The organism is Rhizobium sp. ZW T2_16, assembly GCF_044987325.1.
Classification (GTDB): Bacteria; Pseudomonadota; Alphaproteobacteria; order Rhizobiales; family Rhizobiaceae; genus Neorhizobium; species Neorhizobium cellulosilyticum.
The window spans coordinates 174,082-196,498 of record NZ_JBJDRG010000003.1; the positions used below are offsets into that span (position 1 = coordinate 174,082).

The following is a 22,417-nucleotide window of genomic DNA, read 5'->3' on the forward strand; positions in this document are numbered from 1 at the left end:
TTTGTTTGCCGTGCTGCGGGTTCTGCAAGGCAGCCTTGCCCGCCTGCGCCTTGCCTCCTGCGCCACAAACACCTATCTGAAAAGGCGTGAGGACGACCTCCCCCAGAATGGGCATTGATGCCGGGACGACCCGGATAACCCAATGGGGTATAAAATGCGCACGACACGCGACCGTATTCGTCACGCAATCAGCTTCGAAATCATCGGGCTTGCGATTTTCACACCGCTCGCCTCTTTCGTCTTCGGCATACCGGTCGAACATATCGGTGTCGTCGGGATCGTTTCGGCAACGCTGGCGACCGGCTGGAACTATCTCTACAATCTCGGCTTCGACCACCTGATGCAGACGTATCGCGGCGGTACGCAGAAAACCATGGCGCTGCGCGTTGCACATGCCGTGCTGTTCGAACTCGGACTGCTGATCGTGCTCATGCCGTTCATCGCTTGGTATCTGGGCGTGAGCCTGATGCAGGCGCTCGTGATGGATATCTCGTTCGCCCTGTTCTACCTGGTCTATGCGTTCTTCTTCAATCTGGCCTACGACCGGATCTTTCCGCTGCCTGAGTGGCAGGAAGAAGCCAAGGCCTGAAATGCTTCAGCCCGAGGCGGATGACCGCACTCGGGCTGAGAAACCTGCATTCCAGATGCTATCCCGCGTATCAGGATTCCATCGAATAGCCGGCACCGCGAACGGTGCGGATGACATCCTGCATGTTGGAGAAGTTCAGCGCCTTGCGCAGGCGGCCGACATGCACGTCGACGGTGCGTTCGTCGACATAGATATCGTGGCCCCAGACGCCATCCAGAAGCTGGGAGCGCGAGAAGACGCGGCCAGGCGAGACCATGAGGAATTCCAGGAGACGGAATTCGGTCGGGCCAAGGCGTACTTCACGGCTCTTGCGATGAACGCGATGGGTCTCGCGATCCAGTTCGATATCACCGCATTTCAAGACGCTGGAGAGAACCTCGGGCTTGGCACGGCGCAACATCGCCTTGACACGCGCCATCAGTTCCGGCGTCGAGAACGGCTTGACGACATAGTCGTCGGCACCGGTCGCCAGACCGCGAACACGTTCGCTTTCCTCGCCGCGCGCTGTCAGCATGATGATCGGCAGGCGCTCGGTCTCTGGCCGCATGCGCAGGCGCCGGCACAATTCGATGCCGGAAACGCCTGGCAGCATCCAGTCGAGAACCAGAAGATCCGGAGCACGCTCCTGAAGCCTGATTTCGGCCTCATCACCTCTCAGAATGGTTTCGACCTCGTAGCCTTCGGCTTCGAGATTATAACGGAGGAGGACGCTGAGCGCCTCCTCGTCTTCCACGACCGCAATTCTCGGCTGCATACTAGATACACTCCATCAGACAGGCAAAATCAGTCAGCAATCGCGCCGACGGTGTTCGCCGTATCGTCCTTGGGACGCTCGCCTTCCGGCACAGCACCCGTCGTCATGTAGTAGATGGTTTCCGCGATGTTGGTCGCGTGGTCACCGATACGCTCGATGTTCTTGGCGCAGAACAGAAGATGCGTGCAGGTGGTGATGTTGCGCGGATCTTCCATCATGTAGGTCAGGAGTTCGCGGAAAAGCGACGTGTACATGGCGTCGATTTCTTCGTCGCGCAGGCGGATCGCTTCTGCCTTTTCGGCCGAACGGCTGGCATAGACATCCAGCACTTCCTTGAGCTGTACAGCCGCGAGATCGGAGAGGTGTTCCAGACCGCGGGCGAGCTTGCGGGGAACGCCATGGCCCTGAACCGCAATGACGCGCTTGGCGGTGTTCTTGCCGAGATCGCCGACGCGTTCCAGATCGGCTGCGATGCGCAGCGTCCCGATGATTTCGCGCAGGTCGGCAGCCATCGGCTGACGCTTGGCGATAGTGACGATCGCCTTGTCCTGGATCTCGCGCTCGGCGTGATCCAGGATCACGTCGTCGGAGATAACCTTCTGGGCCAGGGCAGAGTCACCATTGACCAGGGCGCGCACGGCATCGCCGCACATCTGTTCCGCAAGGCCACCCATTTCCGAGATGCGGCGGCGCAGATACTTCAGTTCTTCGTCGTAGGCCGACAGGATATGACTTGATACCATCTCTTTGTCCTCAAAATCCGTAGCAGCGGGCAACAGGCAACGGCCAATCAGCCGAAGCGGCCCATGATGTAATCCTGGGTGCGCTGGTCATCCGGATTGGTGAACATCTTGTCCGTGTCGTTCTCTTCGACCAGCTGGCCAAGGTGGAACATGGCGGTACGCTGGGATACGCGGGCGGCCTGCTGCATCGAGTGGGTGACGATAACGATCGTATAGTTGGCGCGCAGTTCGTGGATCAGTTCCTCGACCTTTGCGGTGGCGATCGGGTCGAGCGCCGAGCAGGGTTCGTCCATCAGGATGACTTCCGGCGAAACTGCAACCGCACGGGCGATGCAGAGACGCTGCTGCTGACCACCGGAGAGACCGGTCCCGCCTTCATGAAGACGATCCTTGACTTCCGCCCAGAGGCCGGCGCGCTGAAGGCTGGCTTCGACGATCTGGTCCATATCCGCCTTGTTGCGGGCCAGACCATGGATGCGCGGGCCGTAGGCGATGTTTTCATAAATCGACTTCGGGAACGGGTTCGGCTTCTGGAACACCATGCCGACGCGGGCGCGAAGTTCCACGACATCGATTTCCTTGTCGTAGATATCATCTTCATCAAGGGTGATCTTGCCGGTGACGCGGCAGCCCTCGATCGTGTCGTTCATGCGGTTGAGCGTGCGCAGGAAGGTCGACTTGCCGCAACCCGAGGGGCCGATCAGCGCCGTCACCGTGTTTTCGCGGACATTCAGGTTCACGTCGAAAAGCGCGCGCTTCTCGCCGTAATAGACTGATACGTCCTTGCCAATCATCTTGTACGCGACTTCATTCATCTTCTTGTCCAGCGCCTTCTCAACTGCTGCTTCTGACAACATATTCATTGTGTCGATCTCCTACCAACGGCGTTCGAAGCGCCGACGCAACAGAATTGCACCAACATTCATGACCACGAGGAACAGGAGCAGGATGATGATCGCTCCCGAAGTTCTTTCGACGAAGGCGCGTTCCGCCTCGTTTGCCCACATGTAGATCTGCACCGGCAGTGCTGTCGACGGATCCATCGGCGTCGTCGGATAGTTGGCGACGAAGGCGACCATGCCGATCAGGAGCAGCGGTGCGGTTTCGCCGAGAGCATGCGCCAGGCCGATGATCGTACCGGTCAGGATGCCCGGCATGGCAAGCGGCAGGACGTGATGGAAGATGGTCTGCATCTTCGAGGCGCCGAGGCCGAGAGCCGCCGCACGGATCGATGGCGGAACCGCCTTCAATGCAGCGCGGGTGGCGATGATGATCGTCGGAAGCGTCATCAGCGTCAGGACCAGGCCGCCGACCAGCGAAGCCGAGCGCGGCAGGCCCATGAAGTTGATGAAGACCGCCAGACCCAAGAGACCATAAACGATGGAGGGGACGGCCGCGAGGTTGTTGATGTTCACCTCGATCAGGTCGGTGAACTTGTTCTTCGGCGCGAATTCCTCGAGATAGATCGAGGCGGCAACGCCGATCGGCAGCGCCAGGACGAGCACGATCAGCATCATGTAGAAGGAGCCGATCAAGGCCACGCCGACGCCGGCAGCTTCCGGACGGCTGGAATTGCCGTTAACGAAAATGCCGGTGTTGAAGTGCTTTCCGAGGGCGCCGGATTCCGCAAGCTGGTTCATCCAGCCGACCTGCTGGTCGGAAACCTTACGGTTGTTTTCCGACACGGAGAGATCGATCTGGCCCTTGAATGCGCTGTCGATATCGCCGGCGGCAAGCAGCGAGACCGTCTGGGTCGTGCCGATGATCTGTGGGTTGGCGACAACCATGTCACGCAGCTGGCCACGAACGCCGTCCGAGATCATCTGGTTGACGGCGCGCAGACCCGAACGATCGGTTTCGGCAACGCCGAGCACCTTGGCGACGGCATTACGGGCGATGAGCGGGTAATTGGCCGTCACCAGCTTCTGCGGATCGGTGGCGCGCTCGTTATCCTTGTCGATGATCTGTTCGGAGAATTCGACCGGAACGGTGATCATCGTCTGCTGGAAGGCGGTATATCCCTTGGAAACGACCGACCACAGAAGCAGCGCGAGAAAAAGAAGCCCGAAGGACAGGGCGGCGATGCCATAGGCGCGGAAGCGACGTTCTGCGGCGTAGCGGCGCTTGATGCCGATATCGCGACGGGCGGGCTTCGCCAGGACGCCGGCGGGGGAAGAAACCACGTCGGTCATTCGTACTGCTCCCGGTATTTGCGCACGATGAAGAGCGCGTAGATATTGAGGCAAAGCGTGATCACGAAGAGCGTGATACCCAGTGCGAAGGCGACGAGCGTCTGCGGCGAGGTGAATTCAAGGTCGCCCGTCAGCTGGCTGACGATCTTGACGGTCACCGTCGTCATCGGCTCGAATGGATTGAGCTGCATGCGGGCCGCCACACCGGCAGCGAGAACCACGATCATGGTTTCACCGATGGCACGGGAGGCGGTCATCAGGAGAGCGCCGACAACACCCGGCAGAGCAGCCGGCATGACGACCTTCTTGATGGTTTCCGATTTGGTTGCGCCGAGACCGAGCGAACCGTCACGAAGGGCGCGGGGCACTGCGGTGATGATGTCGTCCGACAGCGAGGAAACGTAAGGGATCAGCATGATGCCCATGACGAAACCGGCCGTGAGAACCGACTGCGCCTGGATGAAGTTGGCGAAATCACCGGTGGCGATGCCGTTGATGCTGGAGGAAAGATCCCGCAGGAACGGACCGACCGTGGTCAGCGCGAAGAAGCCATAGACGATGGTCGGGATACCGGCGAGAACTTCGAGCAGCGGCTTGGCGATCGAACGAAGCTTCGGCGAGGCATATTCCGACATGTAGATTGCCGAGAACAGGCCGACCGGTACGGCCACGAGCATTGCGACGAAGCCGATATAAAGCGTGCCGAGCAACAGCGGGATCAGACCGAACTGGCCCTCAGAGGCGCTCGCACCGGCTGCAGCGAAACGCGGATCCCAGACGGTGCCGAAGAAGAACTCCCAGGCAGGAACGCGGCCGAAGAAGTGGCCGGCTTCCGTCAGCATCGACATGACGATACCGATCGTCGTGATGATCGCGATCGACGAAGCGACGACAAGCGCGCCAAGGATGACACGTTCGACCCTGTTGCGGGCGCGGAAGCGATGCGAGATGCGGGTATAGGAAAGACCTGCGCCAATCAGCGCAACGATCAGCACAACAGCCGTCATGACACGGTTGCTGATCTTGTTCATCGCATTGAGGTCGCCGGCGGATTCGACCATGTACGGTTCCGGATCACCGGCAAGCGCAACGCCCTTGGCGCCGAGCGCGCTTCGAAGTTCGGCAGGGTTGCTGCCGACCCTGTCGATCTCGTCCAGCGTCAGGATATCCATGCCGCGGGCAAGCGAGTTGACCATGCCGAAAGCGAGACCCTGCTCAGCTTCTGACCTGGCCTTCACATCCTCGGGGAAACCGCCGCGAATGGTGGAATTGATGTAGAGCGGGCTGGCAATCAGCCAGGCAGCCAGAACGATCGCGGCCGGCAGGACGGCGCAGATCGCGACGAACGAGCCATAATAGCCGGGACGAGAATGGAGTTTGGAGGACAGTCCGCCAGCGATCGCCAGCGCATGTCGGGTCCCAACGACATAACAGACGATCGCAATGATCGCCAAAATCAACAAGATCAGTGGTGTGCTCATCAGAATCCCCCGGCCTACCGCCATCGGCGGCAGCCACTACCGCACAATTCCCATCACCGGAACCGAATTGGTCGCAAATACCCAGTTAAAAGGTCGCCCTGCGAAGGCGCCGGCCGAATGCCGGATAAGAGACCGGCGCCGCCGAAGCGGCGCCGGATCAAGCATTACATGGTCTTGCCGGCTTCGAAGTCCTTGCGGACCTGTTCGCGCTGATCGTCCGGAGCGGCAACCAGGCCGTATTCGGCGAGCGGGCCTTCCGGGCCAACCATGTCGTCAGAGATGAAGAACTCTACGTATTCCTTCAGGCCCGGGATAACGCCCAGGTGAGCCTTCTTGACGTAGAAGTACAGCGGACGGGAAACCGGGTACTTGCCGGAGGAGATCGTCTCGGTCGAAGCGACGACGTCCGAAACAGTTGCAACCTTCAGCTTGTCCTTGTTGTTTTCGTAGAAAGCCAGGCCGAAAACGCCGAGGCCGGTCTTGTTGGCAGCGATACGGGCCAGCGTTTCGGTGTAGTCGCCGTCGATGTCGACAGCAACGCCGTCCTTACGGACTGCAACGCACTTGGCAGCAGCCTGCTTGGCATCGGTGATGGCAGCCTTGATGACGTCGGTGGCGCCGGCTTCCTTGCAGCCTTCAGCCATGATCTTCTCTTCGAAGACTTCGCGGGTGCCGTGCTTGGAGCCCGGGATATAGGCAGCGATCGGGCCCTTCGGCAGGGTAGCGTTGATGTCCGACCAGTTCTTGTAAGGGTTGGCGACGAGCTTGCCGTCAACAACAACTTCAGCGGCGAGAGCCTTGTAGAGATCCTTCGGCTCGATCTTCATGTCACCGTTCGAGCTATCAGCGGCAAATACGATGCCGTCGTAACCGATGCGGATTTCCTGAACGTCGGTAACGCCAGCTGCCTTGCAGGCTTCGGCTTCGCTCTTGTTGATCTTGCGCGAAGCATTGGCAACGTCGATCGTGCCTTCACCAACGCCCGAGCAGAAAGCCTTCAGACCGCCGCCGGTGCCGCCGGATTCAACAACCGGAGCCTTGAAGTTCGGGAAGGTTTCCGCGAAAGTTTCAGCAACGATCTTGGCGTACGGCAGAACGGTGGAGGAGCCGGCAACCTGGACCTGGTCGCGAGCGGCAGCAGCGCCGGCGAATGCGACAGAGGCCACGAGGGCAGCTGCAGAAAGTTTCAACATGTTCATCGATCTCTCCCATGATGGGGTTTGTGAAAGCTTTGATCGCCGGCTTTCGCACCTGCCGGCTTCTTGCCCGCTCCTATTAGCGGCCGTTGACCTCAGCTTTTATGTCACTTCGATGAAACATTTGTGACAAATTAAATGTCTGATTTCACTACATAATACTGTTGCACGCCTGTGCAGTACGTATGTTTTATGTCAGAATCTGACGGTAAACTCGGATCCCTTGCCCAGTTCTGACTTCACGATGAGGCGGGCGCGGTGTCTGGTGAGGATATGCTTGACGATGGCGAGTCCCAGGCCGGTGCCCTTTTTCGACCGACTGTCGGCAACGCTAACCCGATAAAAACGCTCGGTAAGTCGCGGAACATGTTCAGCAGGGATGCCAGGACCGCGGTCGACGACACTGACTTCCACCGGCTGGGATGGCTCGTTGCGCAGGAAGACATCGACGAACTTGCCCTCCTGACCATATTTGCAGGCATTCTCGATCAGGTTCTCGACGACTTCCACCAGTTCGTCGCGATCCCCCAGGACCTCGACCTTTTGTTCCGGCAGATGAAGGCGGATTTCGACGCCAAGCTCCTCCGCCAGCGGCAGCAGCGCATCACGGACATGGCCTATAACCGGACGAAGATCGACTGACTGGTCAGGCGCGATATGGGATTTCAGTTCGAGCCTCGAAAGCGACAGGAGATCGTCGACAAGGCGGCTCATGCGGGTCGATTGATCCAGCATGATGCCGAGAAACCGTTCCTTGGCGGCATCATCAGAACGCGCCGGCCCCTGCATGGTCTCGATGAACCCGCGCAGCGAGGCAAGCGGGGTGCGCAATTCATGGCTGGCATTGGCGACGAAATCGGACCGCATGCGATCGAGCCGGCGAAGTTCGGAGATATCCTTGAACGACAGGAGGAAGAGTTTTTCCGCACCGAAAGCGTCCAGCGGCTCCATTGCCGCGATGCGCAGGAGGTAGACGCGCTCGGAGGGGAGCCTTTCAGAATGCTCGATCTGGTTCGGCTCGCCGGTTGCGATCGTCTCCTTGACCATGTCGAGAATACCCGGCGAGCGCAGGCGCGCCGAGAGATGCGAGCCGATCGGCAGCAGGCCAAGCGCCTTTTCCGCCGCCTTGTTTTCCCACAAAACGATCGCCTCGGCATTCAACAGTAGGACCGGGATATCGAGAGCGGAAAGCGTCGCTGTGATACTGGGCAGTGGATCGGACGCCAGCTCTTCTTCCTCAAACTTCTCCAGTTCCGCGACGGGCATGACGACCGGAGGCCGGGCCGAAACCGCCAGGACAAGAATCAGCCAGACCAGAGCAACCCAATACCAGGGCAGACCTGCGGCAATCGCGGCCAATGCAGACACCGTCAGCAACAAGAAGAGACGCCATTCTCTTCTCATCGCGGCGATAAGACCTCCGCCTGCCTGCTCTGCACTCGACGCCATGACAACCCCAACTGGATCCCGGGCCACATCCCGGCATTTTGCTTGCTAAACATGTGGTCATATAAGCCTTCCATGACACTTGTGCATCAGGGTCTATGGAAAACCTATGCCGGAATGCCACCTTTCGGATAGCGTGCCGCCATGGCGCAGCGCGTCGTCATAAGAGATACCGAGGACAAAGAGGAGAGCAGGCATGTCAACGGGTGAAAGCAGGACGGTCGATCTGACAATCGGGGGAAAGAAACGGCGATTTGACATAGACAACCCAACCCTGCCGGACTGGATCGACGACCAAGCGCTTTCTTCGGGCGATTATCCCTATGACGACAAGCTGAACCGGGACAAATACGAAAAGCAGCTTGAGAAGCTGCAAATCGAACTGGTCAAGATGCAGTTCTGGATGCAGGCGACGGGCAAGCGGATGGTGGCGCTGTTCGAAGGCCGGGACGCGGCCGGCAAGGGCGGCACGATCTTTTCCATCCGCACTTATCTCAATCCACGTTCGGCGAGGGTCGTCGCTCTGACCAAACCGACGGAGACCGAGGCGGGGCAATGGTATTACCAGCGCTATGCAACGCATTTCCCGACCAAGGGCGAGATCGTTCTTTATGACCGTTCCTGGTATAACCGCGCCGTGGTCGAGCCGGTCATGGGGTTCTGCACGCCGGCGCAATATGACAGCTTCATGCGGGCGACGCCGCGGTTTGAAAAGCTGCTGGTTGAAGATGGCGTGCATTTCTTCAAGTTCTGGCTCGATATCGGCCAGGAAATGCAGCTGAAGCGCTTTCACGACCGACGCCATGATCCGCTGAAGATCTGGAAGCTCTCGCCGATGGATATCGCCGCGCTGACGAAATGGGATCAGTACACCGAAAAACGCAACAAAATGCTGGAAGAGACCCACACCAAGGAGGCGCCCTGGGCGATCCTGCGGGCCAACGACAAGCGGCGTTCAAGGCTGAACGCGATCCGCCACATCCTTCTGTCTCTCGACTACGAAGGCAAGGACAAGGATGCCATCGGCGAGATCGACGACAAGATCCTCGGGTTCGGGCCGAAGTATCTCAAATAAAGACGATCCGGCAGGCGAAGCTGCCGGGTCACTGACCCGGCAGAGCGCGAACGGAATAGATAAAGACCGGGCGATCGGCACCCTGAATACCGGTGTTAACGATGATGCGGCCGGGCGCATTGGGCGCCATCGTGCGGTCGAAGCTTACCTTGAACAGCGCGTCGAGCTTTTCCTGCGTTGCCGTGAAACGGTGGCGCGAACAGCTGCCGAGGCTGCCGAAATCGCAGCGGACCGAAATCTGCGAGTGCTGGTTTGCTGCCGACTGGATGGTCAGCGCCAGCGTGGAACTCTTGCCGGCAAGCTCGCGCAGGATTTCCACCGGCACTTCGATTGCGACATCTCCTGAGGCATCCGGCGTGGCAGAGGTGATCTTGAGCGCCTGCGCTTCGGTGGCCGTTGCGATTTCCGCCCTGGCTTGAGAACCTGCGGTAAAGGCCGTTCCCTGCTGCGGCTGGAAGATGGAAACCCATTCTTCTGAAAAACCTCCGCGCGAGGACAGCACGGATGGCCCCTGCCCCGAGGACTGAAGCGCCGACGGACGATTGGCGCTGCGCACAGCATCCTCGATCATCGATTGCACCATGCCCGACTGATAGAAGATGAAGCAGCCAGCAGCGACAATGCCCAGCGTTATGATCCATGTGATCAGATGAGACAGAAAGCCACGTTTCTTCCGGCCGCGGCGTCCAGCCGGAATTTCGGCGGATGGCTTGGCCTTACGGCCTTTGCGCCCCTTCGTCCCGGTGGCCGCTGCAACCTCGTCGACAGGAGAGGCTTCCGGTGGCGTGCCGGGCACCTGTTCGGATCCATACCCTGCCGGCGCGATATCCGGGGCCATCGAGGGCATTTCGGAGTGACGGTCTGCGGTCGCTCCTGATCGGGTTACACCACCAAGTGCAACCGCCTCAGCCACGTGGGGAGCGGGTGCACGCGGTGCGTCGACAGATACGGAGACGTCGGGGACAACGTGTGATGTGGTCTGGCGGACAGGCGCATCGATTTCGACAAAGGGATCGACATCGGGAGCCGGAACAGGCTGGGCCGACTGCGCCAGGCGGTCGATCTCCTCGTTCTCGATCTCGCTGATCTTGTCTTCCAGCCGCTTTCGCTGCTGCATGATGACGAGATTATCGGTGACGCCCTGCTTGCGCAGGCCGGCATCAAGTGCCTGGCGGGCGGACTGATAGATCCGGGCGCGCACCTGGCCATCACCACGTTCGGCGCGATCCAGGGCATTTCTTATGGCTGTTTCCAGGCCGCTCACTGCCGGTCCTTCCGGTTCATTCCAACTGGCGAGCGTAATCGTGTCACGCTCCGATTTTTAACCTCTCGGTAACGTCTCAGGCGCCGAACTGCAAGAAGGCGACCCAACTCATCCCGTGATGAGACGGCCGAAACATGGTGGCAAATCCATGGCGGGTAAGTTCGATCCGCTAAACCGAGGCGACTTCCCCCCGTGAAATTCATCTGATACACCATCTTACGTAAAGGTAATTCGGGAGGTTACTTTCATGCTTCCAGCGGTCCTCAAGGACAGGCTGCGGCTGCCGGTCGTGGCATCGCCGCTCTTCATCATATCGCATCCGCAACTGACGCTGGCGCAATGCAAGGCGGGTGTCGTCGGGGCTTTTCCGGCGCTCAATGCGCGGCCCGAAAGCCAGCTCGACGAATGGCTGGCACAGATAACGGAAGAACTTGCAGCGTATGATGCCGCCAATCCCGACAAGCCATCGGCACCATTTGCCGTCAACCAGATCGTCCATACGTCGAACAGGAGGCTGGAACACGATCTGATGATGTGCGTGAAGTACAAGGTGCCGATCGTGATCTCCTCGCTCGGCGCCGTGCCGGAGGTGAATGCCGCCGTGCATTCTTATGGCGGCATCGTGCTGCATGACATCATCAACAACCGGCATGCAAAATCTGCCATCCGCAAGGGTGCCGACGGTTTGATCGCAGTTGCGACCGGTGCCGGCGGCCATGCGGGCACACTGTCCCCCTTCGCACTGGTACAGGAAATCCGAGAATGGTTCGACGGACCGCTTCTTCTGGCCGGAGCGATCGCTACCGGTGGCGGCATTCTAGCGGCCCAGGCCATGGGCGCCGACATGGCCTATATCGGCTCGCCCTTCATCGCTACGGATGAGGCACGCGCTTCAGAGGGCTACAAGCAGATGATCGTGGATTCGACCGCAGCCGATATCATCTATTCCAACTATTTCACCGGCATTCACGGCAATTACCTGAAGGGGTCGATCACAGCGATGGGCATGGACCCGAATGCACTGCCTGAGGCCGATCCGTCGAAGATGGATTTCGACAAGGCGACCACCGGCGCGAAAGCCTGGAAGGAAATCTGGGGGGCTGGCCAGGGTGTGGGCGCGATCAAGGCAATCGAACCGGTGGCAAAGCTCGTCGACCGGCTGGAGGGAGAATATTTGCAGGCCCGTGAACGGCTCGGACTTTAGCCCCACCAGACCTGTTTGAGGAAAAACGACAGGATCGCGAAAACCGGCTTGAAATCGGAATTGGTTGCCTGTATCAGCGCATCACTCGCAGATTGGCGCCAGTCGCCACTGCCGGGCCGCTTTAGCTCAGGTGGTAGAGCACATCATTCGTAATGATGGGGTCGCAGGTTCGAGTCCTGCAAGCGGCACCATTCTTCCTATGTCAATAGAGTGATTTTGTTCTCGTTTCATTGAAGCGCGAATCTTTATTTACGCGACCAAGACCGGGTCAATGGTCTTCGCCTGCGAAACGGCTGCCTACCTGATACGTTTTCAAATGGTCAATCACTCGCGTTTCGATTTCGGCTGTCGCGCGATCGCGGTCGCGCAGGTCCACCGCATAGGTATTTCTCAAGAGATACCAGAATTTCCGCAGCTCATCAGGCGACAGCCTTGATCGGCCAGGGACGAACTGATCGGCAAAATCGCCGCGGCTTTTGCAGACGAAACATCCGGCCATGTAATCCGAGCGGCCGAAGACATAGACCGGTTTTTCGTGCAGCAGCGCTTCCGCGCCAACACCCGAATTGATGACGCAGACAGCTTCAGCCTTCGGAATGATGGCGTGGATGCTCGAATAGACCTGTCGGATCGTGCCTCTGGAGACGAGTTCGCCGAGATAATGCGAGACTTCCGGCGTCGTGCACAGGGGATGCCGCTTGATGACGACGGCCATGCCATGAGCCTGCGCTGCCCGGACGACGTCATCCACCATTTCGAACAGGTCGAGATAGGCCAGTTGGCTGACGGCATCGCCGATCAGTTGCAGCGCGACGAAAATGAACTTTTCCGGCAGTTCCTCGACATTGGAGACATCCGCCTGCCGGTATTTCGACAGATTGCCGCCGATGACGCGCTGCCTTTCACGATAGAAGAAGTCGCTCGCGGCCTCCTGGGACACATCCGCTGCGTGCAGTTCATCCAGCGTCATGGTCGAAAATCTTGACCAGCCTGCATAGCCACGTGGATCGAAGCTGAACAGGGACGGCCGGTCGGTCTCCTTGAAATGCAGGCCGAAATCCGTTTCGGAGACGGTGTGATAGGCGAAGAACGGGGCTGACATATTCAGCACGCCATGGGTCCGCAATCTGCTTCTGACCGCATAGGGTATTCCATGCTTGTCGAGTGCCTTGACTATGCCGGAAAGGGCAAAGCGGATGTCCGAGCGAAAGCCGGGATAATCGATCTTGTTTCTTCGAAAAGCGGCGGCCGGCAAAAAGATGACGAGCAGGTCAGCAACAACAGCCAGCCGGCTACCGCCGGCACGGGCCAGGATATCCTCATGGGCTTTGCGGATCACATGACGAAAACCCACGGTCTCATCCACGATAGATTGCAGCTCCGCAGAGAGTTTTTGTGTCTTTGTCATTCCTGACAGATGGGACGAGGAGACGAAATGCAGGGCGCCATCAAGATCGAAAAGGCTAAGCCTTGCGGTCACCACATCGCCCATATGCCACCGGGCTAGAGTTCGATCATTTTCGATATGGACCAGCTGCGTGGTCAGATGCCTGATGGCACCGGCGAAAATGTCCTCTCGATCACAGGCTTCCGCGGAAAGGGCCGTCGATAGGGCCAGTGTCAGGTCGAGATAGCCCGGCTCCGCCTGCATGAAGGCCAGTCCGTCTTCGGCAAGTCGTTCGTGATAACGTTGCTGATCGGAATCGTTCACTCCCGCAGGCTCGTTTCCGCCCTTCATCTGACGCTGAGAAGCTGCGCGCAGAAGTACCGCCGCCCCCGGGGAGAGGCGCGGATCGCCAAGGATTTCGGCCAGCCGCCGAGCGTGACCGGGCTCCACCACTCTGGTGATGTAAGTCGATATGCTCCAAAAGGTGAGCTGCTTCTTCCTTACACGGCGGATGAATAGATTTTCCGCCGCTTCGGGTCGGTCGGCATGGTATTCGATCAGCATCCGGCCCTCGAAGAGAAGAGCCGACAGCTTTCTCAATGAGACAAGCGGAGGCATGAAAAACGCGGCAGCGCCAAGCAGGATGCGCATCATCCGCAGGTTTCTGCCTGCCCGCACTCTCCTCTCGATATCCCCGATCATCGCGCCTGCCCTGAGCCGTAAACTGCCTGAGCAGACGGTATAGAGCGGTTCGCAACCAAATGGGAAGCTCGCGGAGATATTGACCTTAGTCCCGGCTTCAATGGGGCGGGGACGCAGAACTCAGCTCGCTTGTCTCGGTGCCGATCGTCATCGTGTTGCCGCGCCAGTCGAATGAACCGCTCAGCCAGCTTTTCATCCAGATTGCGGGTGACAACACATCGCGTGCAAGCATAGCAGGAAGCGTCCAAACCGAGAGGTGCCAGTTCTTTGCCAGGATCAGAGCGAGCTCGGGAAGATAGACCGCAGTGAGGACGGCAAGGGTGATCATCGAGAATGAGGGGGAGCCTGTCGACAAGGCTGCCGCAGCAAGCGCCAGTAGAAGCGGCGGCAGGCAACCGAGCAGGATTTCCGGCACGAAGAAGGCCGGAAAGGTGACCCGGCGCAGGCGCGCCCAACGGGCTTGTCGAGACCATATCTGAGTGAGTTCGCGCCTGCCGAGCGGCTGTTCGAATGGCGAGGCGACAAGATGGACCTTGCGGCCGAGACGGCGCACCAGCTTGGTCGCGGCAGCGTCCTCAGCAATTTCGGCACCGAGTGCGGCGATGCCGCCTTCCGCATCGAGCATCGGCTTGAACCACAACATGCTCTTGCCCTGGGCAAATCCGAGGCCAACTGCTTCGCCGGCATATTGCCAGCGTGCCTGCTGGGAGTTCAGGAAAGCGCATTCGATTTCTGCCCAGAAACCTTCCGGGCGAGAGCCGAGCGGAGTGGAGCAAACAAGACCGGTGTTCGGTCGACGCGCCGCCATGAGATGGCCAATATAATCGCGCGGCATCAGAACGTTGGAATCGGCCAGGACAACCCAGTCGTTCACCGCAGCACGCCAACCCTTGACGCAATTGTTGAGCTTCGGATTGGCGCTGACGCGGTCGTCGCCAATCAGCAGGCTTGCCTTGATTTCGGGATGCCTCGCCGTGACCTCCTTGACCGTCGGAATGACCGTGTCACGCGCATCGGCAACACAGAAAATCAGCTCGTAGTCCGGCCAATCCAGATCGAAGGCGCGTTCTAGCGTCAGGGGGGTGAAATTCTCGATGCCGCAGGCCGGGATGACGACGGAGACAGGCGGCTTTTCGGTGAGCGCTGGTGCCGGGCTGCCTCTGCGCGACAGGCGACCCATCGCAATGCCGATACTGATGCCGTTGGCAGCGATCAGTGCACCGGAAACAAGGCCTAGAATAAGCGACATCACAAGCGATCTCCGTTGGGCCTCGATATATCAGCGTCGGGCTCCGCCTTCATGGGGCGCGGCTCATCGGGCTTGGCGAAGGAGCCAAGCACGGACGGATGTCAGGGACATGACACAAGGGCGGATGCCGAGGCTGACCGGTCCATACCCACGACTTTTATTCGGAAATCAGCCTCCAGACCTCATCGGCGATGGCAAGCGACGAGGTGAGGCCAGGAGATTCGATACCGTATAACGCCACGTAACCCTGATGTCCCGCAACCTGCGGTCCCTGGATGATGAAGTCGCCGCCGCCACCGCCTTCGGGGCCTACCGTCTTTGGCCGCACGCCGGCATAGGCCGGCTGCAGCGAGGCATCCTTCAGATGCGGCCAGTATTTACGGATCGCGGCATAGAATTTTTCCGAGCGGGCCGGATCGACATCGTAGTTTGGGGCTTCCACCCATTCGACATCAGGCCCGAACCGCGCCTGTCCGGCGAGATCGAGTGTCAGATGCGTGCCGAGGCCACCCGGTTCCGGTACCGGATAGATCAGCCGACTGGCCGGTGCCTTGCCAGACAGGGCAAAATAATTGCCCTTGGCGTAGGAGCGATGCGGAATTGTTGCAGGATCAAGCCCTGCCAAGTTTTCAGAGACCGACCATGCCTCAAGCCCCGCCGAATTAACAACCAGCCGTGCGTTCGCGGTGAAAGGGTCATTGCCGCCAACGGAGAGATTTAGCCCATTGGCTGTCAATTCGCCGGAGAGAAGCGGAGAGTTTACGACAATCGTGCCGCCATGAGCCTCGATATCGGCAATATAGGCATCCATCAGGCCGTGGCTGTCGATGATGCCGGTCGACGGCGAAACGAGCGCCGCATGGCCGGTAATCTGCGGCTCGAGTGCATGCAGTTCCGCGGCATCGATGAGGTAGCAATCGTCGACGCCGTTGGCTGCAGCCTGTTTCAGCAGCTTTTCCAGATAGGCGACCTCATCGGGGTCGGAAGCGACGACAAGCTTGCCGCATTGGCGGTGCGGGACATGGCGCGCGCGGCAATAGGCATAAAGCGCATCCCTGCCCTTGACGCAGAGTTCCGCCTTGCGGCTGCCGCTTGCATAATAGAGCCCGGCATGGATGACCTCGCTGTTGCGCGAGGAGGTGATGCTGCCAGTCAACGGCTCGCTTTCGAGAACGACGACCTCACGCCCCGCCATCGCCAGCCGGCGGGCAATAGCCAGACCGACGACACCACCACCGACGACCACGCAATCGAGGTCGAGAACTTCCCCCATGCAACTCCCCCATACAGGTCAACTTGGCCGTTCTTCGGGCTTTCACGAAAGCCCGAATGTTGTAGGACTACATTCCTCAAACAGGCGCGCGCCGAATGCAAGCCGGAACTAAAGCGTGTCGCGATCCTTCGGATTCGCTCACACGCTTTAGATTCTTGATTTGTCGCATGTCTTCAGCGCAAAACCGCTGCACACTTTTGCGCGACATGCTTTACTTTTTTGGGAGGCTCCAATGACGAAGATTGTTTTCCTCGATCGCGACACGATCGGTCCTGCGGTGACGATCACCCGGCCGAGCTTTCCCCATGAATGGGTCGAATATGGCAAGACGCCGGAGACAGAGGTGGCGGGACGAATCCGCGAGGCGGATATCGTCATCACAAACAAGGCACCGGTGCGCGAAGCGTCGATCAAGGCTGCGCCGAAGCTGAAAATGATCACGGTCGCGGCGACCGGCTACGACGTAATCGATCTCGCCTTCGCCAAGGAGCGCGGCATCGTGGTTTCGAATGTGCGCGGTTATGCGGTCAATACCGTGCCGGAGCATACGTTTGCGCTGATCTTTGCGCTACGCCGCTCGATCGTCGGCTTTCGCGAGGATGTGATTGCAGGCGAGTGGCAGCGCGCCAACCAGTTCTGCTTCTTCAACCATCCGATCCGTGATCTGGCCAATTCCACGATCGGCATTTTCGGTGGCGGCACGCTGGGCCAATCGGTGGCACGGATCGCCAAGGCGCTGGGCATGAAGGTGATGTTTGCCGGACGCAAGGGTGCAGCCAAGGCGGCGGAGGGCTATACGCCGTTCGAAACGGTGCTCGAAGAGGCCGACATCATCACGCTGCATATGCCGCTGAAGCCCGAGACGCGCGATCTGATCGGTATCGAGGAATTCCGCCGGATGAAAAGGCATCCGCTGATCATCAATACCGCAAGGGGCGGGCTGGTGAATGAGGCCGACCTTGTGACGGCTCTGGATGAGGGGCTGATTGCCGGCGCCGGGTTCGACGTGCTGACCAAAGAGCCGCCGGCAGCCGACAATCCACTTCTGACCGTGCTCGACCGGCCGAATGTAATCCTCACCCCGCATGTCGCCTGGGCGAGCGACGAGGCGATGCAAGCGCTCTGGGCGCAGGTAATCGGACATGTCGAGAATTTCGAAAAAGGCACGCCGTCCAACGCTCTGTAAAGTATCGACCTGAACATTTTCGGGAATGTATCAAAGTGGAAATGCGGGCTTAGCGAAAGATTCAGGTGTTTGATGCAGGGTCAGACCATGGGTAATAGTGGCCGCGCGTGTTGAAACCGCTGAATAGGCCACTCTCTGGGGAAGGCTTATTCTGATGACCGACAAGTTCAACGCTCCCGTGCGGGAATTCATTGCGGAAAACTTTCTGTTTCGCGCCGATGCTGAACTCGACGACAATCAGTCATTGCTGGAAAGCGGCGTGATCGATTCCACCGGCGTGCTCGAAGTCATCGCCTTTCTGGAGCAGACGTTCGGCATTTCCATTGCGGACGATGAGATCGTTCCGGAAAATCTCGACAGCATCGCCAACATGACGCGATATCTGGCATCGAAGCTGCCGGCCGCGGCGGCTTGAGGCCAGCGGACCGGCCATGCGTATCGAGGATCATCTTCGCCAAAGCGCCGGTCGTTTCGGATCGAAGATGGCGCTGATCGCCGGCGGGACCCAGCTGTCCTACGGGGAGTTGGACAGACTATCGGACTATCTGGCGGCAAGCCTGGTCGCGAACGGTATCAAGGTCGGCGATCGGGTTTTGATGATTGCCGAAAATTCGGCCGAGGCGGTCGTCGCATTCTTCGCCGCGTGGAAGGCCGGGGCGGTACCCTGCCCTCTCCATGCCTCGATCAAGCAGGACAAGCTGCGCGCCATCATCGAGAGTACAGAACCTTATACCATCCTTGCGCAGGCCCGTTTCCTGAGCTTGGTGGACAGTGCACTCAGCGGTGCGGATCATGTTCCTCTCAAAATTGCATTCGGCACCCTGCCAACGAGCGCCACCGAAGATTGGCTGGCCTATGAGGCGATTGCCACTCATGACGGCAAGGCCGAACTGCCGCGACAGGTGGACAGCGAAGCGCTGGCGCTTCTGATCCACACATCGGGTTCGACCGGCACGCCGAAGGGCGTGATGCACAGCCATGCCAGCCTGCTCGCGGCCTGTGGCGCGATTATCGACTATCTGGAAAACCACTCCGACGACATAATATTGAGCGTGTTGCCGATCTCCTTCGGTTACGGGATCACCCAGATCCTGACCATGGTGATGGTCGGTGGAACACTGGTTCTGGAGAAGAGCTTTGCCTTTCCGCGCAAGACGCTTCAACGCCTCGCTGAAGTGAAGGCAACCGGATTTCCGCTGGTGCCGCCGATGGCGGCGTTGATCACGGGCATGCAGGATCTACAGCCGGATTTCCTGCCCCAGCTACGCTATATCACCAGCGCTGCCGCCGCCATGCCTCCGTCTGTCAGCCAGAGTCTTCGTGCCCTGCTGCCGGACACTCAACTGTTTCTGATGTACGGCCAGACGGAATGTATTCGCGCGACCTATCTTCCGGCGGAAGAGGCCGATCGGCGGCCGCTCTCCGTCGGCCGGGCCATTCCGGGAACGCGCGCCTTGATCATCGATGAGGACGGTAGTGCGCTCGGCGCCGGCGAGATCGGTGAACTGGTGATCGAAGGACCGCATGTAATGAGCGGCTACTGGAGAGACGAGCTGAGTTCGTCCACCAAGCTGCTGCCCGTTGCCCATGGCAGACGGCTTCATACCGGCGACCTGTTCAGGGCCGACGAAGACGGCTTTCTGTATTTCGTCAGCCGGCGCGACGACATCATCAAGACCCGCGGCGAGAAGGTCAGTCCACAGGAAGTGGAGCGGGTTCTCTACGCGCTTCCCGGTATTCGAGAGGCGGCTGTCGCCGGCGTTGATGATCCGGTGTTCGGCCAGTTGATCCGCGCCTATGTCGCGCTGGAGCCTGATGCCGAACTTTCCGAAAAGGATATCCTGCGCCACTGCGCGGCTCATCTCGAAGATTATATGGTGCCGAAAAGCGTCGAGTTTCGCGACGCACTGCCAAAGACCAGCACCGGTAAGATCCGCCTTACGGCCGAACAATCCGCTCCCGATATCGAGGACAATGTCGCATGACAAACGCCCCTGCCCGCTTGAAACCGACCACATCGTTTTCCGCAAAGAACCTCGTGCTCGATGCCGAGGCGGAGATCGAGCGCATTTGCGAATGGCTGCGCCTGACGGTACTGAAAGACCTACGCAAGCGCGGTGCCGTGCTCGGCCTTTCCGGCGGCATCGATTCCAGCGTGACGGCCGCGCTTTGCGCCCGCGCGCTCGGCAAGGGCAAGGTGACCGGCGTGTTCATGCCGGAACATGACAGCGACCCGGACAGTCTGCGGCTCGGCAAGGCGCTGGCGGAGGCGGTTGGCATCGAAACGGTACTGGAGGATATCGGCCCGTCACTCGCCGCCCAGGGCTGCTACGCCCGCCGTGACGGCTTTATCCGTCAGGTCGTGCCGGAATTCGGTGACGGCTGGGGCTGCAAGGTGGTGCTGGAGGATGCTCTCACGGGGCGCGGTTACAACATCTCCTGGCTGGTGGTCGCCAATCCGCAAGGCGAGCAGAGCCGGCACCGGATGCCGCTCGACGTCTATCTCGGCATGATCGCCGCCGCCAACATGAAGCAGCGGACGCGCAAGCAGATCGAATATTATCATGCCGACCGTCTGAACTTCGGCGTTGCAGGCACTCCGAACAGGCTCGAATACGACCAGGGGTTCTTCGTCAAGAACGGCGATGGCGCGGCCGATTTCAAGCCGATCGCGCATCTCTACAAGACCCAGGTCTATCAGCTGGCGGAAGCGCTCGGCGTGCCGGAAGAGATCCGCCGTCGCCCACCGACGACCGACACATGGTCGCTGCCACAGGGACAGGACGAGTATTATTTCTCGCTGCCCTATGACCGGATGGATATCTGCCTCTATGCGCTGGATAACGGTATTTCCCGCGAAGAGACCGCGGACGCCGCGGGGCTTACACCGGATCAGGTGGATGCGGTCTGGCGCAATATCGCCTCGAAGCGCAAGGTTGCCGATTACCTGCACGCCCCGCCGCTGACGATGCTCGACTAAACCCGATCGGGCTCAGTCGAAATCGTCGCCGATCAGGCGCATCCAGTTTTCTCCGGCGAGCCCGCTGATCAGGGCTTCGCCGGCCTTGATCGGTTCCAGCAGGCTTTTGTCCTTTGCATGGGCGACGAAAAAAGCGCGGCCGTAAAACAGCGTCTTCCGGCTGATGAGTTCGGGCGTCAGCCAAGGATGGCCGGCGCCGCGGATAGCGACACAGCCCGCGGCATCGGCATGTGCAAACAGATCGTCGACCATTTCGCCGGCGATATTTGGTGCGCAGACGGCCTGCAGTAGCCAGCCAATCCCGCGCGGGCGACCGTAATAGACGTAACAACCGACCAGCTCGCCGCTGCGGGACTCGGCGATACGCCACGAGGGCTTACCAAACTGGCGCTTTTCCTGCGCATGATCCATGAACCAATCCAGCGACGCTCGGTTCCACTGCGGGCGCAGGGGAAAGAGTTCGGAGAGTTTCAGCACCGCTTGGGTAAAATCTTCCCGCGATGCATCCCAGAAATTTACGCGCCCTGCCCCATGGATCGGCGGCGCCCGAAACGCCTTCACTCCCATGCGATCGATCATGCCGTCTGACAGTGATGCAACGGGGCGGAGAAAACGCGCAGCTTTCAGCCCGCGCTCGGCAACCTGAACGGCCGTGCCTGCAGGGCGCAGGATTCGCAGCCAGTTGAGACTGTAAGCTATATCCAAAGGCAGGGCGAGCTTCTGCCACATGCCGAGCGCCAGGGCATTGGCGGTTTCCGTCAGTGAGATATCCTGCGGCCCGGTGAGGAAGGCACGCAGGAGACGGGCACCTGCCAGTGGATTCTGCTCATGCCGATCCACCATCATGGAGCCGGCAAAGGCCGCGCGGATGGGGCGACCGTTTATTTCGAGGCGGGATGGAAATACACCGATGAAGCCCTGCACACCGCCGCTTTTGTCGATGAAAACCTTGGAACGAATTTCCTCGTCGTACCAGGGATGATCGAAGAGCACCTCGCGCAGATACTGGATCATCGAAGGACGTACAGGCTGCGAACCACGGAATGTCTTCTGGAAAAGTTCTGCCACGGCAGGCAGATCCTCCCGCTCCAGATCACGCACTCCGCCCGCCTTTTCCGCCATGACAGCAATCCCCGTTGGCCAAACCGCCTTGGCGGGACCGTGCCAGAATAGGCTTAAGCAAACGAAAAGAGGCCCGCGTGGGGCCTCTCTCAGAACGATCAGATCGGATTACATCCAGTAAGGCGGAACGCCGTAATAGTCGTAAACCTTCCGGTCATTTGCTCGATAGAAACTATCGTCGTCGAGATCGTGATATTTCGGAGCACCGGTAATCTGATCCTTGGTCAGGTCGATGCGGTAACCGTCGAGCTGTTCGTCATAGTGCAGCTTTTCCCATGGCAGCGGGTAATAGTCATCGCCGATGCCAAGGAAACCGCCGAAGCTCAGGACCGCATAACTGACACGGCCGCCGCGCTTTTCGAGCAGAATGCGTTCGATCGAGCCGATCCGCTTACCGTCGGCGCCATAGACTGCAGTGCCCTCAACCTTATCACTGGCGATCAGCGAAGGCGTATCCTTCACATACGGATCCTGACCTGCACGGGGTTCCTGATGCAACATGACGTACCTCCTTTGATCTTTTCGTCATGTGAATAGAACTTCCCCCCACGGCAATCGTTCCCGAAAATCTTCT

20 protein-coding genes and 1 tRNA gene are annotated in these 22,417 nt (G+C 59.4%); 8 read left to right on the forward strand and 13 right to left on the reverse strand.

From position 1 onward, the window contains the following. The first annotated feature begins 154 nt into the window (after window positions 1-154). Window positions 155-589 carry a PACE efflux transporter gene (locus ACI3K0_RS10760; RefSeq protein WP_183823474.1) on the forward strand — a complete coding sequence of 145 codons (435 nt, stop codon included), beginning with the start codon at window positions 155-157 and terminating at the stop codon, window positions 587-589. 70 nt (window positions 590-659) lie between these two features. On the opposite strand, the gene phoB is transcribed toward ACI3K0_RS10760, so the two are convergent. The 7 genes from phoB to phoR all read right to left on the reverse strand — a co-directional run bounded on the left by phoB (window position 660) and on the right by phoR (window position 8,404). Then, window positions 660-1,343, reverse strand: a complete 684-nt coding sequence (gene phoB, locus ACI3K0_RS10765; protein ID WP_112458346.1) for a phosphate regulon transcriptional regulator PhoB — start codon at window positions 1,341-1,343, stop codon at window positions 660-662. Window positions 1,344-1,372: 29 nt separating this feature from the next. Beyond that, the gene (gene phoU, locus ACI3K0_RS10770; RefSeq protein ID WP_148148314.1) at window positions 1,373-2,086 is read right to left on the reverse strand and encodes a phosphate signaling complex protein PhoU; all 714 of its coding nucleotides are present in this window, start codon (window positions 2,084-2,086) and stop codon (window positions 1,373-1,375) included. Window positions 2,087-2,133: 47 nt separating this feature from the next. Next, window positions 2,134-2,949, reverse strand: coding sequence for a phosphate ABC transporter ATP-binding protein PstB (pstB, locus tag ACI3K0_RS10775; RefSeq protein WP_148148315.1), 816 nt, complete (start codon window positions 2,947-2,949; stop codon window positions 2,134-2,136). Between the two features lie 12 nt (window positions 2,950-2,961). After that, window positions 2,962-4,278: a phosphate ABC transporter permease PstA gene (pstA, locus tag ACI3K0_RS10780; protein WP_148148316.1), complete on the reverse strand. Its 1,317-nt coding sequence runs from the start codon at window positions 4,276-4,278 to the stop codon at window positions 2,962-2,964. Then, entirely contained in the window at window positions 4,275-5,759 is a 1,485-nt protein-coding gene (pstC, locus tag ACI3K0_RS10785; RefSeq protein WP_148148317.1) for a phosphate ABC transporter permease subunit PstC, read from the reverse strand. The genes pstA and pstC overlap by 4 nt, the downstream gene beginning before the upstream one ends. 164 nt (window positions 5,760-5,923) lie before the next feature. Beyond that, a complete protein-coding gene (locus tag ACI3K0_RS10790) occupies window positions 5,924-6,958 on the reverse strand; it encodes a substrate-binding domain-containing protein (RefSeq protein WP_148148318.1) in 1,035 nt (344 codons plus the stop codon). Between the two features lie 192 nt (window positions 6,959-7,150). Further along, window positions 7,151-8,404: a phosphate regulon sensor histidine kinase PhoR gene (phoR, locus tag ACI3K0_RS10795; protein WP_210303630.1), complete on the reverse strand. Its 1,254-nt coding sequence runs from the start codon at window positions 8,402-8,404 to the stop codon at window positions 7,151-7,153. A gap of 193 nt (window positions 8,405-8,597) precedes the next feature. Between phoR and ppk2 the strand changes: the two genes are divergently transcribed. After that, a complete protein-coding gene (gene ppk2 / locus ACI3K0_RS10800) occupies window positions 8,598-9,476 on the forward strand; it encodes a polyphosphate kinase 2 (RefSeq protein WP_148148319.1) in 879 nt (292 codons plus the stop codon). Window positions 9,477-9,504: 28 nt separating this feature from the next. Here ppk2 and ACI3K0_RS10805 read toward each other — a convergent pair whose 3' ends face one another. Further along, window positions 9,505-10,740, reverse strand: coding sequence for a hypothetical protein (locus ACI3K0_RS10805; RefSeq protein WP_183823476.1), 1,236 nt, complete (start codon window positions 10,738-10,740; stop codon window positions 9,505-9,507). Between the two features lie 247 nt (window positions 10,741-10,987). Between ACI3K0_RS10805 and ACI3K0_RS10810 the strand changes: the two genes are divergently transcribed. Together ACI3K0_RS10810 and ACI3K0_RS10815 are read left to right on the forward strand one after the other, a co-directional pair. After that, window positions 10,988-11,944 carry a nitronate monooxygenase family protein gene (locus ACI3K0_RS10810; protein ID WP_183823478.1) on the forward strand — a complete coding sequence of 319 codons (957 nt, stop codon included), beginning with the start codon at window positions 10,988-10,990 and terminating at the stop codon, window positions 11,942-11,944. 115 nt (window positions 11,945-12,059) lie between these two features. Next, window positions 12,060-12,135, forward strand: a tRNA-Thr gene (locus ACI3K0_RS10815). A 77-nt stretch (window positions 12,136-12,212) separates the two neighbouring features. Here ACI3K0_RS10815 and ACI3K0_RS10820 read toward each other — a convergent pair. The 3 genes from ACI3K0_RS10820 to ACI3K0_RS10830 form a co-directional block, all read right to left on the reverse strand. After that, entirely contained in the window at window positions 12,213-14,033 is a 1,821-nt protein-coding gene (locus tag ACI3K0_RS10820) for a hypothetical protein (protein WP_183823480.1), read from the reverse strand. A gap of 97 nt (window positions 14,034-14,130) precedes the next feature. Then, a complete protein-coding gene (locus tag ACI3K0_RS10825; protein ID WP_404945322.1) occupies window positions 14,131-15,282 on the reverse strand; it encodes a ceramide glucosyltransferase in 1,152 nt (383 codons plus the stop codon). Between the two features lie 157 nt (window positions 15,283-15,439). Beyond that, window positions 15,440-16,555: an NAD(P)/FAD-dependent oxidoreductase gene (locus ACI3K0_RS10830; protein ID WP_404945323.1), complete on the reverse strand. Its 1,116-nt coding sequence runs from the start codon at window positions 16,553-16,555 to the stop codon at window positions 15,440-15,442. A gap of 232 nt (window positions 16,556-16,787) precedes the next feature. On the opposite strand from ACI3K0_RS10830, the gene ACI3K0_RS10835 reads away from it, so the two are divergent. The 4 genes from ACI3K0_RS10835 (at window position 16,788) to nadE (ending at window position 20,721) form a co-directional block, all read left to right on the forward strand. Then, window positions 16,788-17,741: a D-2-hydroxyacid dehydrogenase gene (locus tag ACI3K0_RS10835; RefSeq protein WP_404945324.1), complete on the forward strand. Its 954-nt coding sequence runs from the start codon at window positions 16,788-16,790 to the stop codon at window positions 17,739-17,741. A 154-nt stretch (window positions 17,742-17,895) separates the two neighbouring features. Next, entirely contained in the window at window positions 17,896-18,156 is a 261-nt protein-coding gene (locus tag ACI3K0_RS10840) for an acyl carrier protein (RefSeq protein WP_148148326.1), read from the forward strand. A gap of 16 nt (window positions 18,157-18,172) precedes the next feature. Then, the gene (locus ACI3K0_RS10845) at window positions 18,173-19,726 is read left to right on the forward strand and encodes a class I adenylate-forming enzyme family protein (RefSeq protein ID WP_183823490.1); all 1,554 of its coding nucleotides are present in this window, start codon (window positions 18,173-18,175) and stop codon (window positions 19,724-19,726) included. Further along, window positions 19,723-20,721 carry an NAD(+) synthase gene (nadE, locus tag ACI3K0_RS10850; RefSeq protein ID WP_183823492.1) on the forward strand — a complete coding sequence of 333 codons (999 nt, stop codon included), beginning with the start codon at window positions 19,723-19,725 and terminating at the stop codon, window positions 20,719-20,721. The genes ACI3K0_RS10845 and nadE overlap by 4 nt, the downstream gene beginning before the upstream one ends. Window positions 20,722-20,733: 12 nt before the next feature. On the opposite strand, the gene ACI3K0_RS10855 is transcribed toward nadE, so the two are convergent. After that, the gene (locus ACI3K0_RS10855; RefSeq protein WP_183823494.1) at window positions 20,734-21,843 is read right to left on the reverse strand and encodes a hypothetical protein; all 1,110 of its coding nucleotides are present in this window, start codon (window positions 21,841-21,843) and stop codon (window positions 20,734-20,736) included. 108 nt (window positions 21,844-21,951) lie between these two features. Beyond that, window positions 21,952-22,344, reverse strand: a complete 393-nt coding sequence (locus tag ACI3K0_RS10860; protein WP_183823496.1) for a PRC-barrel domain-containing protein — start codon at window positions 22,342-22,344, stop codon at window positions 21,952-21,954. Window positions 22,345-22,417 lie beyond the last annotated feature (73 nt).

Excerpts from the sequence above, each read along its gene's own strand:
- nadE (WP_183823492.1), top strand. The coding sequence starts at position 19,723 with ATGACAAACGCCCCTGCCCGCTTGAAACCGACCACATCGTTTTCCGCA.
- ACI3K0_RS10790 (WP_148148318.1), bottom strand. The coding sequence starts at position 6,958 with ATGAACATGTTGAAACTTTCTGCAGCTGCCCTCGTGGCCTCTGTCGCA.
- phoU (WP_148148314.1), bottom strand. The coding sequence starts at position 2,086 with ATGGTATCAAGTCATATCCTGTCGGCCTACGACGAAGAACTGAAGTAT.
- pstB (WP_148148315.1), bottom strand. The coding sequence starts at position 2,949 with ATGAATATGTTGTCAGAAGCAGCAGTTGAGAAGGCGCTGGACAAGAAG.
- pstC (WP_148148317.1), bottom strand. The coding sequence starts at position 5,759 with ATGAGCACACCACTGATCTTGTTGATTTTGGCGATCATTGCGATCGTC.
- phoR (WP_210303630.1), bottom strand. The coding sequence starts at position 8,404 with ATGGCGTCGAGTGCAGAGCAGGCAGGCGGAGGTCTTATCGCCGCGATG.
- ppk2 (WP_148148319.1), top strand. The coding sequence starts at position 8,598 with ATGTCAACGGGTGAAAGCAGGACGGTCGATCTGACAATCGGGGGAAAG.
- ACI3K0_RS10830 (WP_404945323.1), bottom strand. The coding sequence starts at position 16,555 with ATGGGGGAAGTTCTCGACCTCGATTGCGTGGTCGTCGGTGGTGGTGTC.
- pstA (WP_148148316.1), bottom strand. The coding sequence starts at position 4,278 with ATGACCGACGTGGTTTCTTCCCCCGCCGGCGTCCTGGCGAAGCCCGCC.
- ACI3K0_RS10820 (WP_183823480.1), bottom strand. The coding sequence starts at position 14,033 with ATGATCGGGGATATCGAGAGGAGAGTGCGGGCAGGCAGAAACCTGCGG.
- ACI3K0_RS10860 (WP_183823496.1), bottom strand. The coding sequence starts at position 22,344 with ATGTTGCATCAGGAACCCCGTGCAGGTCAGGATCCGTATGTGAAGGAT.
- ACI3K0_RS10840 (WP_148148326.1), top strand. The coding sequence starts at position 17,896 with ATGACCGACAAGTTCAACGCTCCCGTGCGGGAATTCATTGCGGAAAAC.
- ACI3K0_RS10810 (WP_183823478.1), top strand. The coding sequence starts at position 10,988 with ATGCTTCCAGCGGTCCTCAAGGACAGGCTGCGGCTGCCGGTCGTGGCA.
- phoB (WP_112458346.1), bottom strand. The coding sequence starts at position 1,343 with ATGCAGCCGAGAATTGCGGTCGTGGAAGACGAGGAGGCGCTCAGCGTC.
- ACI3K0_RS10760 (WP_183823474.1), top strand. The coding sequence starts at position 155 with ATGCGCACGACACGCGACCGTATTCGTCACGCAATCAGCTTCGAAATC.
- ACI3K0_RS10825 (WP_404945322.1), bottom strand. The coding sequence starts at position 15,282 with ATGTCGCTTATTCTAGGCCTTGTTTCCGGTGCACTGATCGCTGCCAAC.
- ACI3K0_RS10845 (WP_183823490.1), top strand. The coding sequence starts at position 18,173 with ATGCGTATCGAGGATCATCTTCGCCAAAGCGCCGGTCGTTTCGGATCG.
- ACI3K0_RS10855 (WP_183823494.1), bottom strand. The coding sequence starts at position 21,843 with ATGGCGGAAAAGGCGGGCGGAGTGCGTGATCTGGAGCGGGAGGATCTG.
- ACI3K0_RS10835 (WP_404945324.1), top strand. The coding sequence starts at position 16,788 with ATGACGAAGATTGTTTTCCTCGATCGCGACACGATCGGTCCTGCGGTG.